This is a genomic window from Variovorax sp. GW821-FHT09D04, from assembly GCF_059416405.1.
Window position 1 is genome coordinate 99367 of sequence record NZ_JBWKPA010000012.1, and the last position, 16597, is coordinate 115963.

The 16597-nt window shown below is 66.9% G+C and carries 15 protein-coding genes; 1 reads left to right on the forward strand and 14 read right to left on the reverse strand.

All coding sequences use genetic code 11. The features are described 5' to 3' along the window. Window positions 1-21: 21 nt before the first annotated feature. Genes AC07O4_RS27700 through AC07O4_RS27710 form a run of 3 tightly spaced genes read right to left on the reverse strand, consistent with a single transcriptional unit; the run spans window position 22 to window position 3390 of the window. Window positions 22-1347, reverse strand: a complete 1326-nt coding sequence (locus AC07O4_RS27700) for an HlyD family secretion protein (protein WP_495306212.1) — start codon at window positions 1345-1347, stop codon at window positions 22-24. A 35-nt stretch (window positions 1348-1382) separates the two neighbouring features. Then, on the reverse strand, window positions 1383-2861 hold the full coding sequence (locus AC07O4_RS27705) for an efflux transporter outer membrane subunit (RefSeq protein ID WP_495306213.1): 1479 nt from the start codon (window positions 2859-2861) through the stop codon (window positions 1383-1385). Then, window positions 2854-3390, reverse strand: coding sequence for a MarR family winged helix-turn-helix transcriptional regulator (locus AC07O4_RS27710; RefSeq protein ID WP_495306214.1), 537 nt, complete (start codon window positions 3388-3390; stop codon window positions 2854-2856). The genes AC07O4_RS27705 and AC07O4_RS27710 overlap by 8 nt, the downstream gene beginning before the upstream one ends. A 78-nt stretch (window positions 3391-3468) precedes the next feature. Between AC07O4_RS27710 and AC07O4_RS27715 the strand changes: the two genes are divergently transcribed. Beyond that, window positions 3469-5256: an ABC transporter transmembrane domain-containing protein gene (locus AC07O4_RS27715; RefSeq protein WP_495270417.1), complete on the forward strand. Its 1788-nt coding sequence runs from the start codon at window positions 3469-3471 to the stop codon at window positions 5254-5256. A gap of 39 nt (window positions 5257-5295) precedes the next feature. Here AC07O4_RS27715 and AC07O4_RS27720 read toward each other — a convergent pair whose 3' ends face one another. The 11 genes from AC07O4_RS27720 to nuoG are packed head-to-tail and all read right to left on the reverse strand — an operon-like array spanning window position 5296 to window position 16593. Next, window positions 5296-5781 carry a DUF1178 family protein gene (locus AC07O4_RS27720; protein WP_062475367.1) on the reverse strand — a complete coding sequence of 162 codons (486 nt, stop codon included), beginning with the start codon at window positions 5779-5781 and terminating at the stop codon, window positions 5296-5298. A 7-nt stretch (window positions 5782-5788) separates the two neighbouring features. After that, on the reverse strand, window positions 5789-6394 hold the full coding sequence (locus AC07O4_RS27725; RefSeq protein WP_495306215.1) for an NUDIX domain-containing protein: 606 nt from the start codon (window positions 6392-6394) through the stop codon (window positions 5789-5791). Window positions 6395-6399: 5 nt separating this feature from the next. Beyond that, window positions 6400-6705 carry a DUF2818 family protein gene (locus AC07O4_RS27730; protein ID WP_062475381.1) on the reverse strand — a complete coding sequence of 102 codons (306 nt, stop codon included), beginning with the start codon at window positions 6703-6705 and terminating at the stop codon, window positions 6400-6402. Window positions 6706-6719: 14 nt separating this feature from the next. Continuing rightward, window positions 6720-8207: an NADH-quinone oxidoreductase subunit NuoN gene (gene nuoN / locus AC07O4_RS27735; protein WP_062475383.1), complete on the reverse strand. Its 1488-nt coding sequence runs from the start codon at window positions 8205-8207 to the stop codon at window positions 6720-6722. A 24-nt stretch (window positions 8208-8231) separates the two neighbouring features. Further along, window positions 8232-9710, reverse strand: coding sequence for an NADH-quinone oxidoreductase subunit M (locus AC07O4_RS27740; RefSeq protein WP_062475386.1), 1479 nt, complete (start codon window positions 9708-9710; stop codon window positions 8232-8234). A 25-nt stretch (window positions 9711-9735) separates the two neighbouring features. Further along, window positions 9736-11781, reverse strand: a complete 2046-nt coding sequence (nuoL, locus tag AC07O4_RS27745; RefSeq protein WP_062475389.1) for an NADH-quinone oxidoreductase subunit L — start codon at window positions 11779-11781, stop codon at window positions 9736-9738. A 7-nt stretch (window positions 11782-11788) separates the two neighbouring features. Further along, complete coding sequence (gene nuoK, locus AC07O4_RS27750; protein WP_007837741.1) at window positions 11789-12097, reverse strand: NADH-quinone oxidoreductase subunit NuoK; 309 nt, start codon at window positions 12095-12097, stop codon at window positions 11789-11791. After that, the gene (locus AC07O4_RS27755) at window positions 12094-12753 is read right to left on the reverse strand and encodes an NADH-quinone oxidoreductase subunit J (RefSeq protein WP_062475392.1); all 660 of its coding nucleotides are present in this window, start codon (window positions 12751-12753) and stop codon (window positions 12094-12096) included. The genes nuoK and AC07O4_RS27755 overlap by 4 nt, the downstream gene beginning before the upstream one ends. Before the next feature lie 37 nt (window positions 12754-12790). Continuing rightward, window positions 12791-13336, reverse strand: a complete 546-nt coding sequence (gene nuoI / locus AC07O4_RS27760; RefSeq protein WP_062475395.1) for an NADH-quinone oxidoreductase subunit NuoI — start codon at window positions 13334-13336, stop codon at window positions 12791-12793. An 18-nt stretch (window positions 13337-13354) separates the two neighbouring features. After that, a complete protein-coding gene (nuoH, locus tag AC07O4_RS27765; protein WP_070063110.1) occupies window positions 13355-14431 on the reverse strand; it encodes an NADH-quinone oxidoreductase subunit NuoH in 1077 nt (358 codons plus the stop codon). Then, a complete protein-coding gene (gene nuoG, locus AC07O4_RS27770; protein ID WP_495306216.1) occupies window positions 14428-16593 on the reverse strand; it encodes an NADH-quinone oxidoreductase subunit NuoG in 2166 nt (721 codons plus the stop codon). Before nuoG ends, nuoH begins: the two co-directional genes overlap by 4 nt. Window positions 16594-16597: the final 4 nt, after the last annotated feature.

Here is a 16597-nt window from a genome sequence, read left to right on the forward strand (position 1 = left end):
GGGTTCAGCAGCCGGCGGCGATCAGCCCGGCTGGCCCTGCGTGGCGACGTGCGCGGCCGGCGCAGCGCTGGAGGCCGCCGGGCGGCTCACGGCCGCCGTGGGTGCGCCGCGGCCGAGGTTGGCGGCGACGATGCGTTCCACCTCGGCGTCGGCGCCGCGGTCGAGCTGGCTGTAGACCTGCGTCTGCGCGAAGGCGGTGCTGCGCGGCGCGTCGGCCAACATCTTGCCGGTCTTCTGCGTGATGTCGATCTCGGCGTCCATCGACAGGCCGATGCGCAGCGGGTTGGCCTTGAGCTGCTCGGGGTCGAGCGCGATGCGCACGGGCACGCGTTGCACCACCTTGATCCAGTTGCCGGTGGCGTTCTGCGCCGGCAGCAGCGCAAAGGCGGCGCCGGTGCCCACGCCCAGGCCGGCGACCTTGCCGGTGTACTCGACCTTCTTGCCGTACACGTCGGCCGTGAGCTTCACGGGCTGGTCGATGCGGATGTTGCGCAGCTGCACTTCCTTGAAGTTGGCGTCGACCCACAGCTGGTGCAGCGGCACGATGGACATCATCGGCGTGCCGGCGGCCACGCGCTGGCCCAACTGCACGGTGCGCTTGGCCACGTAGCCGTCGACCGGCGCGGGCATGGCCACGCGCTGCGTGGCGAGGTAGGCCTCGCGCACCTTGGCGGCGGCGGCCAGCACGCTCGGGTGCTGGGCCACGCTGGTGCCTTCGGTCAGCGACTGGTTGCTGGCCAGCGCTTCGCGCGCGGCGACCACGCCGGCCTGTGCGGCGGCCAGTGCGCTCTTGGCGTTGGCCAGTTGCGTCTCGGCGTGGTTGAGTTCTTCCTTCGACACGGCGCCGTTGCCCGACAGCGCGCGGCGGCGCTGCAGGTCGTCCTGCGCCTTGGCGATGTCGCTCTGGGCCTTGGCGATGTCGCTCTGGCGCAGCGTGACCTGCGCGGCCAGCGAGCCGTTGTTCGCGTACAGCGTGCGCACCTGGCGCACGGCCTGCGCGAGCGCGGCCTCGGCCTGCTCGAGCGCCACCTTGGCGTCGGCCGGGTCGAGCTGCACCAGCGGCTGGCCGGCCTTCACGAAGTCGGTGTCGTCGGCGCCGATGGCCATGACGGTGCCGCCGATCTGCGGCGTGATCTGGATGACATTGCCCTGCACGTAGGCGTTGTCGGTGTTCTCGTAGTGGCTGGCGACCAGCCATTCGTACAGGCCCCAGCCGCCGCCGGCGACCAGCACCACGGCGGTGAGCGCGGTGAGTGCGCGGCGGCGCTTGCCGTTGCCCGCGGGCGCCTCGGGCGCGGCGGTGGTGGGCACGTGGGAAGCGGATGTCGGAGTGTTGTTATCGCTCATGATGGAGTTCTTTCCGAAGAAGGCGGATCAGCAAATCAGTTCTGGGTGGCGGCCGTCGGCGCCGCGGCCGTCGCGGTGGCCGGCGGCTGCCAGCCGCCGCCCAGGGCGCGCGCCAGGCCCACCTGCGTGTCGAGGGCGCGGGCCGCCAGGTCGACCGCGAGGCGGCGCTGGGCCAGCACGGCGGTTTCGGCGGTCAGCACGTTGAGGTAGTTGCCCAGACCGGCGCGGTAGCGCTGCACGGCAATGTCATAGGCGCCTTCGGCGGCCGTCTGCGCGGCGCGCTGCTCGGTCTGCTGGCGCACGATCGACTGCGCGCTCGACACCTGGTCGGCCGCATCGCGCACGGCGTCGAGCACGGTGGCGTTGTAGCTTTCGATGGCCACGTCGAGATCGGCCGACTTGCCGCGCAGGTTGGCGCGCAGGCGCCCACCTTCGAAGATCGGCAGGTGGATGGCCGGGCCCACGCCCCACTGCTCGCTGCCCGACTTGAGCAGCTTGCCGAAGCCCAGGCTCTGGAAGCCGGCAAAAGCCGTGAGGTTCACATTGGGATAGAACTGGGTCTTGGCATTGGCCACGTCGCTGGTGGCCGCTTCGACGCGCCAGCGCGCGGCGGCGATGTCGGCGCGGCGGCCCAGCAGGTCGGCCGGGATGTTCGCCTGCAGCGCCATCGGCTTCACGCCGGCGAGCACCGGCGGCTTGAGCGAGGCCGACACGTTGGGCTGGCCCACGAGCGCATCGAGTGCGTGCTGCTGCAGCGCGATCTGCTCATTGAGCGCTTCGATCTGCTGGCGGGCTTCGGGCAGGCCGCCTTCGCTCTGGCGCAGTTCGAGGCGCGTGTCGAGGCCGGCCGCCACGCGGTCGCGCACCAGCTTGAAGGTCTCGTCGCGTTGGGCCAGCGTGCGCTTGGCCACCTCGACCTGCTCGTTCAGGCGCGCCCACTGGAAGTAGCTGCGCGCCACGTTGCTCGCGAGCAGCACGCGCGCGGCATCGGCGTCGGCCGCGGCGGCGTTGGCCGCGCCGAGGGCGGTGTCGAGCGCGCTGCGGTTCTTGCCGAAGAAGTCGAGCTCCCAGCTCGCGCCGAGCTGCAGCAGGCCGATGTTCTGCGTCGAGCCGCCCAGCGGCGCCGGGTAGATGTAGTTGCTGTTGAACTTCTGGCGGTTCAGGTTCAGGTCGGCGCCGACCTTGGGCAGCAGCGCCGCGCCGGCGATGTCCGCCGAGGCCTGGGCGCGCACGAGGCGCGCACGCGCGACCTGCAGGTTCGGGTTGCCGGCCACGGCCTGGTCGACCAGCGCATTGAGCTGGCTGTCGCCGAAGGCTTGCCACCACTGGCTGTCCAGGCTGGGGACGGGCGCGCGCGCGGGGTCGGCCGCGATGCCGAGCGTGGACGCATCGCGCAGCGTGGCGTGCGAGCCGATGCCGGCCATGTCGGCGCAACCGGCGAGCGCGACCACCGCCAGCGCGGCGGCCACGACGGGCGTGCGGCGCAGCGCGCGCACGGCGAAAGACTCAGTCATTCTTCTCTCCACGGGCCGCGAGGCCCTGTGCGTTGTCGAGGATGCGGCGCAAGTAGTCCTTGAGCTGCTCCCATTCTTCGAGGCTGAAACCGGCCAGGTACTCGTTCTGCACCCGGCTCAGCACATAGGGCACTTCCTTCGCGGCCGCACGGCCTTCGTCGGTGAGTTCGATGTTGACCACGCGGCGGTCTTCGAGCGAGCGCACGCGCCGGCACAGGCCCTTGGCCTCGAGGCGGTCGAGCAGGCGCGTCATGGCGCCGGTGTCGAGCTCGCAGGCGCGGGCCAGTTCGGCCACGGTGGTGGCGGCGCCGACGTGCAGCTTGTACAGCGGCACCCACTGCGGGTAGGTGGGGCTGCCGGGCTCGCACATGCGCGTGCCGACGGTCTGGCCCACGGACGTGACGATGCGGCGCATCAGGTAGCCGATGCTCTCTTCGGCACGGTAGTCCTCGGCGCGATAGAAGTCGGCCGGCGGGCGCGCGGCCTCGTCGGGCGGCGGAGGGACCGGGGAAATAGGGGCATCGCTCATGGCCGAAATATTAGTTGTCATGGCAATTACTGTCAAGGCGACCTTTGTGGGGGCAAGGGCTCGGTAGAATTCGCGCCCATGGCTTCTTCCCCTCCGTCGTCCTCCGCAGCCAAGGGTTCGCCCCGCTCGCTGTCGGGGTTGCGCCCCTTCCTTCGCCCCTACCGCGTGCAGATCGTGCTGGCGGGGGTCTTCCTGGTGATGGCGGCGGTCACGACGCTGGCTTTCCCTATCGCCCTGCGCAGCCTGATTGACGGCGGCCTGGTCAGCGCCGACAAGGGCGCCCAGACCATGGCGCTGCGCGAGCACTTCGGCGCCCTCTTCGCAGTAGCTGTGGCGCTCGGCCTGTTTTCGGCGGCGCGCTTCTACACGGTGAGCTGGCTCGGCGAGCGCGTCACGGCCGACCTGCGCAACGCGGTCTACGGCCACGTGCTGCAGCAGAGCCCGGCCTTCTTCGAGACCACGCAGACCGGCGAGGTGCTGTCGCGCCTCACGGCCGACACCACGCTGGTGCAGACGGTCGTCGGCTCATCGCTGAGCATGGGCCTGCGCAACGCCGTCATGGGCGTGGGCGCGCTGGCGGTGCTGGTCTGGACCAACCCCTATGTGATGGTGCAGGTGCTGGGCATCCTGGTGCTGGTGGTGCTGCCGAGCATGTGGTTCGGCCGCCGCGTGCGCAAGCTGTCGCGCGCCAGCCAGGACCGCGTGGCCGACTCGAGCGCCATCGCGGCCGAGGTGCTGAATGCGATTCCCGTGGTGCAGAGCTACACGGCCGAAGGCCGCGAGGCCGACCGCTTCAACAGCTCGACCGAGAACGCCTTCCACACCGCCGTGCGCCGCACGCGCGCGCGCTCGGTGCTGGTGGCCTTCATCATCATCGCCACCTCGGCCGCCCTGCTCTGGGGCCTGTACGAAGGCACGCAGGCCGTGCTGCGCGGCGACATCACGGCCGGCCACCTGGGCCAGACCGTGGTCTACGTGGCGATCCTGGCGAGCGCCACCGCGGTGCTCGGCGAGGTGTACGGCGACCTGCTGCGCGCCGCCGGTGCCACCGAGCGCCTGATGGAACTGCTGCACGCGCCGACGGCCATCGCCTCGCCCGCACGGCCGGCGGTGGCGCCGGTTCCCGCCGCGGGCAGCGCGATCCGCTTCGACGCCATCACCTTCCACTACCCCTCGCGGCCGGGCACGCCGGCGCTGCGCGACTTCAGCCTGGACATCGCACCGGGCGAGACCGTGGCGCTGGTGGGATCGAGCGGCGCGGGCAAGAGCACGGTGTTCCAGCTGCTGCTGCGCTACTACGACCCGCAGTCCGGCCGCATCGTGCTCGACGGTGCGTCGCTGGACGCGCTCGCGCTGCACGACCTGCGCACCCGCATCGGCCTCGTGCCGCAGGACGCGGTGATCTTCTCGGCCAGCGCCTTCGAGAACATCCGCTACGGCCGGCCCGATGCGAGCGCCGAGGAGGTGCACGCCGCGGCGCGCGCCGCCTTCGCGCACGACTTCCTGCAGGCCCTGCCCGAGGGCTACGACACCTTCCTGGGCGAACGCGGCGTGCGGCTGTCGGGCGGCCAGCGCCAGCGCATCGCCATTGCGCGGGCCATTTTGAAGAACCCGCCGCTGCTGCTGCTGGACGAAGCCACCAGCGCGCTCGACGCCGAAAGCGAACGCATGGTGCAGGCCGCGCTCGAATCGGCGATGGAAAACCGCACCACGCTCGTGATCGCCCACCGCCTGGCGACCGTGCAGAAGGCGGACCGCATCATCGTGCTGGACCACGGCGGCATCGTCGAACAGGGAACGCACGCGGCGCTGGTGGCGCAAGGCGGCGTGTACGCGCGGCTGGCCGCGCTGCAGTTCACGGCCTGAGCGGGCCGGGCCGGACTGGCTCGTCGTCGAGCCGGCCGGTTACTGCAGGGTTTCTTTCAGCGCCGCCGGAATCGGCAGCGCCATCACCGGAATGCCTTCATCGAGCAGCGCCTCGGTCTGCTCCGGTGTGGCCTGGCCGCGGATGCCGCGCTCGGCGGTTTCGCCGTAATGCATCTTGCGCGCCTCGTCGGCAAAGCGGTCGCCGACGTCTTCGGTCTTGGCCAGCACTTCGCGCACGGCGCGCATCCAGCGGGCTTCGGGCGAAGTCGAGGATGCGGATACTTGCGTGGAAGGCGTTGCGGGTGCCGCCGGCGCGCGGGCCGCGTCGCCGCGCCCTTCTTCCTTCGGCGCCTTGGCGTTGCTCAGGTTCAGGCGGGGCGCGCTCAGCAGCTTGACGATGGCGGTGTCGCCGCAGACCGGGCACTCGACCAGACCGCTGGCGAGCTGGCTGTCAAACGCTTCATTGGACGCAAACCAGCCCTCGAAGCCGTGGCCGTGCGTGCAGCGGAGATCGAGGACCTTCATGCGCGGATTATCCCGCGCCGCCTTGCGAGGCTGCGGCCTGCCAATCCAGTGCCCATGCGCCCGACAGGACGTTCTGCAGCCACAGGGCGCAGGTGAGCGTCTTCGCGTCGGTCACGGTGCCGTCCCGGCACCAGCCGATGAGCTCCTGCGGCGTGGCGGTGAACACGTCGAGGAACTCGCCATGGTCGAGCTTGCGCTCGCCCAGCGAGAGGCCGCGTGCGAAATAGATGTGAATGATTTCGGTCGAGTACGCCACCGCCAGGTGCGTGGCGCCGGCATGCGCCCATTCGCGCGCGGAGTAGCCGGTTTCCTCGAGCAGTTCGCGCTGGCCGCACAGCAGCGGATCTTCGCCGGCGTCGAGCTTGCCCGCGGGAAACTCGACGATCACCCGGTCCACGGGGTAGCGGAACTGGCGCTCCAGCACCACGCGGCCGTCGTCGAGCAGCGGAATCACCACCACCGCGCCGGGATGCACCACGTACTCGCGCGTGGCGCTGTGGCCGTCGGGCAGGCGGATGGTGTCGCGCTTGGCATGCAGGAACTTGCCCTTGAAGAGCTCTTCGCTGCTGACGAGCGCTTCCTTCAGATGCGAATCGGTGGCGGAAGAAGTCATGTCGGTCAGTGCCTGTGCTTCATCAGGTAGCGCCAGGTGAACCCGGGGAAGGCCAGCACGACGAACAGCGAGGCCGTCACCGCGTAGAACTCCCAGCCCTGGGCGGCGATCTGCCCTGCCCTGCGCTCGAACAGCAGGCCGATGCCGCCGGCGATGAAGTACAGCACCACCAGTTCGCCGAAGCGGATGGCGAGCGACTTGTGCGCGGTCGACAGCGGCACCGCCCCGAACAGGCGCTCATTCAGGAACGGCAGGTTGGCGGCCACCAGGGCCACCAGCAGCACCACCCAGACCGACGCGGTTTGCGACACCTGTGCGGGCCGCGTCAGTGGGCCAGCGTGGCCGCGATGGCGTCGTAGCACAGCGTCATCAGACCGCCGGGCAGCACGCCAAGAATCAGGATCAGCGCGCCGTTGATCGTGAGCACGGTGCGCACGTCGAACGAAGCCGACACGGTGGTCGCCGTGACGGGCGCGTCGAAGTACATGACCTTGACCACGCGCAGGTAGTAGAACGCGCCGATCAGCGAGGTGATCACGGCGAACACCGCCAGGCCGATGTAGATGGCAGCACCCGAGGCGATCAGCGCCTGCAGCACGGCCAGCTTGGCGTAGAAGCCGACCAGTGGCGGCAGACCGGCCAGCGAGAACATCGCGATGGCCATCACGCCGGCGTACAGCGGGCTGCGCTGGTTCAGGCCGGCCAGGTCGGTGATCTCTTCGCTTTCGAAGCCTTCGCGCGCCAGCAGCAGGATGATGCCGAAGCTCGCCAGCGTGGTCAGCACGTAGGTCACGACGTAGAACATGGCGGCGCTGTAGGCGGCCTGCGCGTTCTGCGTTCCCTGCAGGTCGGAACCCGCCACCAGGCCCAGCAGCATGAAGCCCATCTGCGCGATGGTCGAGTAGGCCAGCATGCGCTTGAGGTTGCTCTGCGCGATGGCGGCCAGGTTGCCGATCACGAGCGACGCCACCGCCAGCACGGCCAGCATCTGCTGCCAGTCGATGGCCAGCGGCTGCAGGCCGTCGACCAGCAGGCGGATGATGATGCCGAAGGCAGCCAGCTCTGGCGCGGCGCCGATCAGCAGCGTGATCGCCGTCGGCGCGCCCTGGTAGACGTCGGGCACCCACATGTGGAACGGAGCGGCACCGACCTTGAACGCCAGGCCGGCCACGATGAAGACCAGACCGAATACCAGCACCTGGTGGTTCACCTTGCCGGTCGAGATCGCCTTGAACACTTCGTTCAGGTCGAGCGAGCCGGTGGCGCCGTACATCATCGACAGGCCGTACAGCAGGAAGCCGCTGGCCATGGCGCCGAGCACGAAGTACTTCATGGCGGCTTCGCTGGCCACCGCGTTGTCGCGACGCAGCGCCACGAGCGCGTAGCTCGACAGCGTGAGCAGTTCCAGGCCGAGGTAGATCAGCAGGAAGTTGCTGCCACCGATCATCACGAACATGCCCAACAGCGCCAGCATGCTGATCGTGAACATCTCGCCGCCACGCAGCATCTCGCGGTCGGCCGCGTAGGGACGGCCGTAGACCAGCGTCACCATCAGGGCCAGCGAGGCGAAGCACTTGAGCCAGTTGCCCATCGTGTCGCTCACCACCATGCCGCCGAAGCCGTAGGAGGTCTTGCCGCCGACAGCGGCCAGGCCCGTGAGCACAGCCACCGCCGCCAGCGTGAGCAGCGTCAGGATGTAGGTGCGGGTGCGGCGCGGGCTCGTGTCCGACAGGTCGACCAGCGCAATGATGCAGGCCATGACCAGCAACACGATTTCGGGGTAGATCGTCACCCAGCTGAGTTTGTCAATCATCTCGTTCTCTTCTTCAGCGTGGCATCAGACGGGCAGCTTCGAAATCGCCACATGGCGCAGAAGCTCGACGACGGAGGCATCCATCGCGTCGGTGAAAGGCTTCGGATACAGGCCCATCCACAGCACGGCGATCGCCAGCAGCGAGAGCATCAGGAATTCGCGGGCGTTGATGTCCTTCAGTTCCTTGACGTGGTCGTTGCCGACCGGGCCCAGGTACACGCGCTTGTACATCCACAGGGTGTAGGCGGCGCCGAAGATCAGTGCGGTGGCAGCGCCCAGGCCGACCCAGAAGTTGGCCTTGACGGCGCCCAGGATCACCATCCATTCACCCACGAAACCGGCGGTGCCCGGCAGGCCGCAGTTGGCCATGGCGAACAGCAGCGCGAACGCGGCGAACTTGGGCATGGTGTTGACCACGCCGCCGTAGTCGGCGATCTGGCGCGAGTGCACGCGGTCGTACAGCACGCCGATGCCCAGGAACATGGCGCCCGACACGAAGCCGTGGGCAATCATCTGCACGATGCCGCCGGACACGCCGAGCTCGTTGAAGATGAAGAAGCCCAGCGTCACGAAGCCCATGTGGGCGACCGACGAGTACGCCACCAGCTTCTTCATGTCCTGCTGCACCAGCGCAACCAGGCCCACGTAGATCACGGCGATGAGCGACAGCGCGATCATGAGCCAGGCCCACTCGTGCGAAGCGTCAGGCGCGATGGGCATCGAGAAGCGCAGGAAGCCGTAGGCACCCAGCTTCAGCATGATTGCGGCCAGCACGGCCGAACCGCCCGTGGGGGCCTCGACGTGCACGTCGGGCAGCCAGGTGTGGACGGGCCACATCGGCACCTTGACGGCGAAGGCCGCGAAGAAGGCAAAGAACAGGAAGGTCTGTGCGGTCGAACCCAGCGGCAGCTTGTGCCAGCTCAGGATGTCGAAGCTGCCGCCCGACTTGTTGTACAGGAAGATCAGCGCGACCAGCATCAGCAGCGAGCCGAGCAGCGTGTACAGGAAGAACTTGAACGCCGCGTAGATCTTGTTCGGGCCGCCCCAGATGCCGATGATCAGGTACATCGGGATCAGCGTGGCTTCGAAGAACACGTAGAACAGGATGCCGTCGAGCGCCGAGAACACGCCGATCATGAAACCCGACAGGATCAGAAACGCGCCCATGTACTGGTTCACGCGCTCGGTGATCACTTCCCAGGCCGAGATCACGACCACGACCGTGATGAACGAGGTCAGCAGCACCAGCCACAGCGACATGCCGTCGATGCCCAGGTGGTAGTTGACGTTGAAGCGCGAGATCCAGCTCGTCTTCTCGACGAACTGCATCGCGGCGGTTCCGTTCTGGAAGCGCGTGAACAGCGGCACCGTGACCAGGAAGCTCACGATGGCACCGACGAGCGCGACCCAGCGCACGCCCTTGGCGTGCTCGTCGCGGCCAAACGCCAGCAGCACGGCGCCGAATGCGATCGGCACCCAGATGGCAAGGCTCAACAAACCCATTTTTCTTTTTCTCCAGCGTTCGGGCTCAACGTTTGAACCAGACGAAGTACGTCATCAGGATGAAGATGCCCAGCAGCATCGCGAAGGCGTAGTGGTAGATGAAGCCCGACTGCAGCCAGCGCACGACGCCGGCCACGCGACCCACCACCTTCCAGGAACCGTTGACGAGCGCGCCGTCGATCAGCGCCTGGTCGCCGCCCTTCCACAGGCCCGTGCCGAGCAGGCGCGCACCGCGGGCGAGGATGTTCTCGTTGATCCAGTCGAGGTAGTACTTGTTCTCGAGCAGGTTGTAGATCGGGCTGAAGGCGCGCTTGATGGCGGCCGGCAGTGCCGGGTTCATCATGTACATGTAGTACGACAGCGCCACGCCGGCCAGTGCCAGCCAGAACGGTGCGGTCTGCAGGCCATGGATCGCCATGGCGACCGGGCCGTGGAAGGCTTCCTTCAGCTCGCCCATCGCGTGGTGCTTGGCACCGTCCACGAAGATCGCGTCCTTGAAGAAGCTGCCGAACAGCATCGGGTCGATGGTCATGAAGCCGATCACCACCGAGGGGATCGCCAGCAGCACCAGCGGCAGCCAGACCACCATCGGCGATTCGTGCGGCTTGTGGGCGTCGTGGCCATGGCCGTGATCGTCGTGTCCGTGCGCGTCGTGCGCATGGTCGTCATGGTGCGCGTCGGGGTTCTGGTCGTAGCGTTCCTTGCCGTGGAAGACCAGGAAGTACATGCGGAACGAGTAGAACGCCGTCACGAACACGCCGGCCAGCACCGCGTAGTAGGCGAACTGCGCGCCCCACAGGTGGCTTTCGTGCACGGCCTCGATGATGCTGTCCTTCGAGTAGAAGCCCGAGAACAGCGGCGTGCCGATCAGTGCGAGCGAACCCAGCAGCGAGGTGATCCAGGTGATGGGCATGTACTTGCGCACGCCGCCCATCCAGCGGATGTCTTGGTTGTGGTGCATGCCGATGATCACCGAGCCCGCGCCGAGGAACAGCAGCGCCTTGAAGAACGCATGCGTCATCAGGTGGAACACCGCGACCGAGTAAGCCGAGGCACCGAGCGCCACGGTCATGTAGCCCAGCTGCGAGAGCGTCGAGTACGCGACCACGCGCTTGATGTCGTTCTGGATGATGCCCAGGAAGCCCATGAACAGCGCGGTGATGGCGCCGATCACGAGGATGAAGCTCAGGGCCGTGTCGCTCAGCTCGAACAGCGGCGACATGCGCGCCACCATGAAGATGCCGGCCGTCACCATCGTCGCCGCGTGAATCAGCGCCGAGATGGGGGTCGGGCCTTCCATCGAGTCGGGCAGCCACACGTGCAGCGGGAACTGGGCGCTCTTGCCCATCGCGCCGATGAACAGGCAGATGCAGATCACCGTGATGAGCATCCACTCGGTGCCCGGGAAGGTGATGCCGGCCAGCGTGTGGGCCTTGGCGAAGGCCTCGCCGTAGTTCAGCGTGCCGGCGTAGGCGGCGATCAGGCCGATGCCCAGGATGAAGCCGAAGTCGCCCACGCGGTTGACCAGGAAGGCCTTCATGTTCGCGAAGATGGCCGTGGGCTTGTTGAACCAGAAGCCGATCAGCAGGTACGACACCAGGCCCACCGCCTCCCAGCCGAAGAACAGCTGGAGCATGTTGTTGCTCATGACGAGCATCAGCATCGAGAAGGTAAAGAGCGAGATGTACGAGAAGAAGCGGTTGTAGCCGTCGTCTTCTTCCATGTAGCCGATGGTGTAGATGTGGACCATCAGCGACACGAAGGTCACGACGCACATCATCATGGCCGTGAGGCCGTCGACCAGGAAGCCGACTTCCATCTTCAGGCCGCCGACCATCATCCATTCGTAGATGGTCTGGTTGAAGCGGGCACCGTCGACGATGACCGACTTCAGCGTCATCGCCGAGATCACGAAGGCGACGAACACGCCCAGGATGGTCAGCGAATGCGTGACCTTGCGGCCGATGTGATTGCCGCCGAACTTCGTGCCGAACAGGCCGGCAAGTGCGGCGCCGACCAGGGGTGCCAGCGGCACAGCCAGCAAGGTGGATGCGGAAAGGGTTGCGCTCATACTGCTGTCAACCCTTGAGCGAGTTGAGTTCGTCGACGTTGATGTTGGACTTGTTGCGGAACAACAGGACCAGCAGCGCCAGGCCGATGGCCGATTCGGCCGCCGCCACCGTCAGGATGAAGAACACGAAGATCTGGCCGTGCATGTCGCCCAGGTAGTGCGAGAAGGCCACGAAGTTCATGTTGACCGCCAGCAGCATCAGTTCGATGGCCATCAGCAGCACGATCAGGTTCTTGCGGTTCAGGAAGATGCCGATCACCGACAGCGCGAAGAGCATCGCGCCGAGCGAGAGAAAGTGTCCGAGCGTGAGCGTCATGCCTTGTTTTCCTTTGCAGCGGCATCCGCTGCCGGGGCCTCAACCACCGGCTCGGCCGCACGCGTGACGGGCATCTGCACGATGCGCACGCGGTCGCGCGCCTTCACGCGCACCTGGTCCGACGGGTTGACGTACTTGCTGTCCTTGCGGGTGCGCAGCGTCAGTGCAATGGCGGCAATGATGGCCACCAGCAGGATGACTGCGGCGATTTCCAGCGGATAAAGGTATTCGGAATACAGCAGCTTGCCCAGCTCGAGCGTGTTCGAGCTGTTGGGCGAGGTGGTCGCCATGGCGCGCGGGCCTTCGCCCAGGCGGAAGCCGCCCATGAGCACGGCCGCCATTTCGAGCGCGATGAGCGCGCCGATGCCTGCTGCCAGCGGGAAGTGCTTCCAGAAGCCCTCTCGCAGGCCGTCGACGTCGATGTCCAGCATCATCACGACGAACAGGAACAGCACCATCACGGCACCGACGTACACCAGCACGAGCGAGATCGCCAGGAACTCGGCGCGCAGCAGCAGCCAGATGGCCGAGGCCTGGAAGAAGGCCAGCACCAGGTACAGCGCGGCGTACACGGGGTTGCGGGAGGTGATGACGCGGAAGGCTGCAAACAGCAGCACCGCGGCAAACAGATAGAACAGACCGGTCTTGACGTCCATTGGAATTCGATTGGTACGGGTTTCGAGCGGAGCCGGCTCAGCGGTACTTGGCGTCGGCCGCCTTGTTCGCCGCGATTTCTTTTTCGTAGCGGTCGCCCACGGCCAGCAGCATGTCCTTGGTGAAGTACAGGTCGCCGCGCTTTTCGCCGTGGTATTCGAAGATGTGCGTCTCGACGATCGAGTCGACCGGGCAGCTCTCTTCGCAGAAGCCGCAGAAGATGCACTTGGTCAGGTCGATGTCGTAGCGCGTGGTGCGACGCGAGCCGTCGTCACGCACGTCGGATTCGATCGTGATCGCCAGTGCGGGGCACACGGCCTCGCACAGCTTGCAGGCGATGCAGCGCTCTTCGCCGTTCTCGTAGCGGCGCAGTGCGTGCAGGCCGCGAAAGCGCGGCGACAGCGGCGTCTTCTCTTCGGGGAACTGGACGGTGATCTTGCGCGCGAAGGCGTACTTGCCCGTGATGGCCAGGCCCTTGAACAGCTCGAACAGCATGAAGCTGCCCAGGAAGTCCTTGAGCGAGAACGGTGCGGAGGCCAGCTTGGAGGTGCGTCCGAGCCCTCCGGCGGTGTGTGAAGCAGTCATGATGTCGTCGCTTCCTGCTTATTTCCAGATGTTGAACGGCGTCTGCATCCAGCCACCGACCACGACCAGCCACACCAGGGTGACGGGAATGAAGATCTTCCAGCCCAGACGCATGATCTGGTCGTAGCGGAAGCGCGGGAACGTCGAGCGCACCCACAGGAACATGGTGACCACGCAGAAGGTCTTCAGGCCCAGCCAGATCCAGCCCGGAATGAAGCTCAGGAACTCGAACGGCGGCAGCCATCCACCGAGGAACAGCACCACGGTCAGGATCGAGACGAGCCACATGTTGGCGTACTCGGCCAGGAAGAACATCGCGAAGCTCATGCCCGAGTACTCGATCATGTGGCCGGCCACGATTTCGGATTCGCCTTCCACCACGTCGAACGGGTGGCGGTTGGTTTCGGCCAGGCCCGAGATGAAGTACACGACGAAGATCGGCAGCAGCGGCAGCCAGTTCCACGACAGGAAGCCCAGGCCCATGTCATGGAACATGCCCTTGCCCTGCACCGTCACGATGTCGGACATGTTCAGGCTGCCGGTGACCATCAGCACCACGACGAAGCAGAAGCCCATCGCGATTTCGTAGCTCACCATCTGTGCCGAGGCGCGCAGCGCGCCCAGGAAGGCGTACTTCGAGTTCGAGGCCCAGCCGGCGATGATCACGCCGTACACCTCGAGCGAGGTGATGGCCATCACGAACAGCAGGCCGGCGTTGATGTTGGCCAGCGCCACGTCGGGACCGAAGGGAATCACGGCCCATGCGGCCAGCGCCGGCATGATGGTCATGATGGGACCGAGCAGGAACAAGCCCTTGTTGGCGACCGTCGGAAGAATGATTTCCTTGGTCATCAGCTTGAGCGCGTCGGCGATCGGCTGCAGCAGGCCCAGCGGCCCGATGCGGTTCGGGCCCACGCGGATCTGCGTGAAGCCGATGGCCTTGCGTTCCCACAGCGTGAGGTACGCCACGGCCAGCATCAGCGGGATCACGACGACGATGATCTTGATCAGCGTCCAGACCACGGGCCAGACGACGGACGTCCACCAGCCTGCGGCGACCAGCCCCTGGCCGAAGCCATGAATTGCGTCGATCATGCCAAGGCCTCCTCGGCACGAGCGGGTGCGGCCTGTGCGCTGTGGCGCGCGTCGGCGGTCAGCTGCAGCGACGGTGCGCGGCGCACGATCGAGTCGAGCTGGTAGATGCTCGCGACCACGGGCGCAGCCACGACGCCGCTGGCCGCGACGGCCTTGGCGGACGTGGCATTGCTCAGCGCGTTCGCCGGCACGGTGCCCTTGTCACCGATGGTGGCCAGCACCTCGGCGGTCGATTCGAAGGCGAAGCCCGGCAGGCCGAGCAGGTTCGCCAGCACGCGCAGCACCTTCCACGCCGGCCGCGTTTCGCCTTGCGGCTTCACGACGGCATGGAAACCCTGCAGGCGGCCTTCGGCGTTGACGAAGGTGCCGGGCGTTTCGGTGAACGGGGCGATGGGCAGCAGCACGTCGCTGAACTCGAGGTTGGCCTTGAAGGGGCTCAGCGTGACCACCATCTGCGCATTGCCGATGACATCGGCAGCGGCAGCACCGGCGGCCGAGTCGAACACCGGCTCGGTGTTCAGCAGCAGCACGGCCTTGAGGCCGGAGCCGGCGGCGAGCATGCGGCCGGCATCGAGGCCGCCGTTCTGCGGGAAGGCGCCGACGAGCTGTGCGCCCACGGTGTTGCCCGCTTCGGTCAGGTAGCCGACGGTGGCGCCGGTCTGTGCGCCGATCCAGTTCGCGAGGGCCAGCAGGCTGCTGGCTTGCGCGTGGTGCGCGGCGGCATTGCCGAGCAGGATCGCCCTGCGTTCGCCGCTCAGCAGCGAGGCTGCGATGGCTTGCGCGACGGCGTCGGGTGCGTTCTTCGGTGCCAGCGGCGCGGCAGCGCCGTTGGTCTGGCCGATGGCCGCAGCCACGGCGGCCAGCGCCTCGACCCACTGGTCGGCTTCGACGATGGCCGCTTGCGCCACGTCGATGGCCCAGGCACCGCGATCGGCCATGAGGCTGGACGAAGTGATCACCGACAGCGCGGCGCCCTTGCGCACGGCCTGGCGGATGCGCTGCGCGAACAGCGGGTGTTCCTTGCGCAGGTTCGAACCGACGACCAGCGCGCGCTGCACTTGCGTGAGCGAGGCGATCGAGGTGCCGAGCCAGCGCACGCCTTCGAAGGCCGAGAACTCGGCGTTGCGCAGGCGGTAGTCGATGTTGTCGCTGCCCAGTTCACGCGTGAGCATGGCGGCGAGCTGCAGCTCTTCGAGCGTGCTGTGCGGGCTGACCAGCGTGCCGATGCTTTGCGCACCGTGGTCGGTCTTGATCTGCTTGAGGCCGTTGGCAACGTATTCGAGCGCCGTCTGCCAGTCGACCTGTTGCCATTGACCGCCCTGCTTCAGCATGGGCTGCGTCAGGCGTTCCGTGCCGTTGAGCGCTTCGTACGAGAAGCGGTCGCGGTCGGCGATCCAGCATTCGTTGACGTCTTCATTCTCGAGCGGCACCACGCGCATCACGCGGTTGTTCTTGACCTGGACGATCAGGTTGGCACCGGTGGAGTCGTGCGGGCTCACCGACTTGCGGCGCGACAGTTCCCAGGTGCGGGCGCTGTAGCGGAAGGGCTTGCTCGTGAGCGCGCCGACCGGGCAGATGTCGATCATGTTGCCCGACAGCTCGGAGTCGACCGAGTCGCCGAGGAAGGTTTCGATTTCGGAGTGCTCGCCGCGGTGCGACATGCCCAGCTCCATCACGCCGGCCACTTCCTGGCCGAAACGGACGCAGCGCGTGCAGTGGATGCAGCGGCTCATTTCTTCCATGCTGATCAGCGGGCCGACGTCCTTGTGGAACACGACGCGCTTTTCTTCTTCGTAGCGCGAAGAAGAACCGCCGTAGCCGACGGCCAGGTCCTGCAGCTGGCATTCGCCGCCCTGGTCGCAGATGGGGCAATCCAGCGGGTGGTTGATCAGCAGGAACTCCATGACGGACTGCTGCGCCTTGATGGCCTTGTCGCTCTTGGTGCGAACGATCATGCCCTGCGTGACGGGCGTGGCGCAGGCCGGCATCGGCTTGGGCGCCTTTTCCACGTCGACCAGGCACATGCGGCAGTTGGCCGCGATGCTGAGTTTCTTGTGATAGCAGAAGTGCGGAATGTAGGTGCCCGCCTTTTCGGCCGCATGCATCACCATGCTGCCTTCGGTCACTTCGACCTTCTTGCCGTCGAGTTCGATTTCGATCATGTCT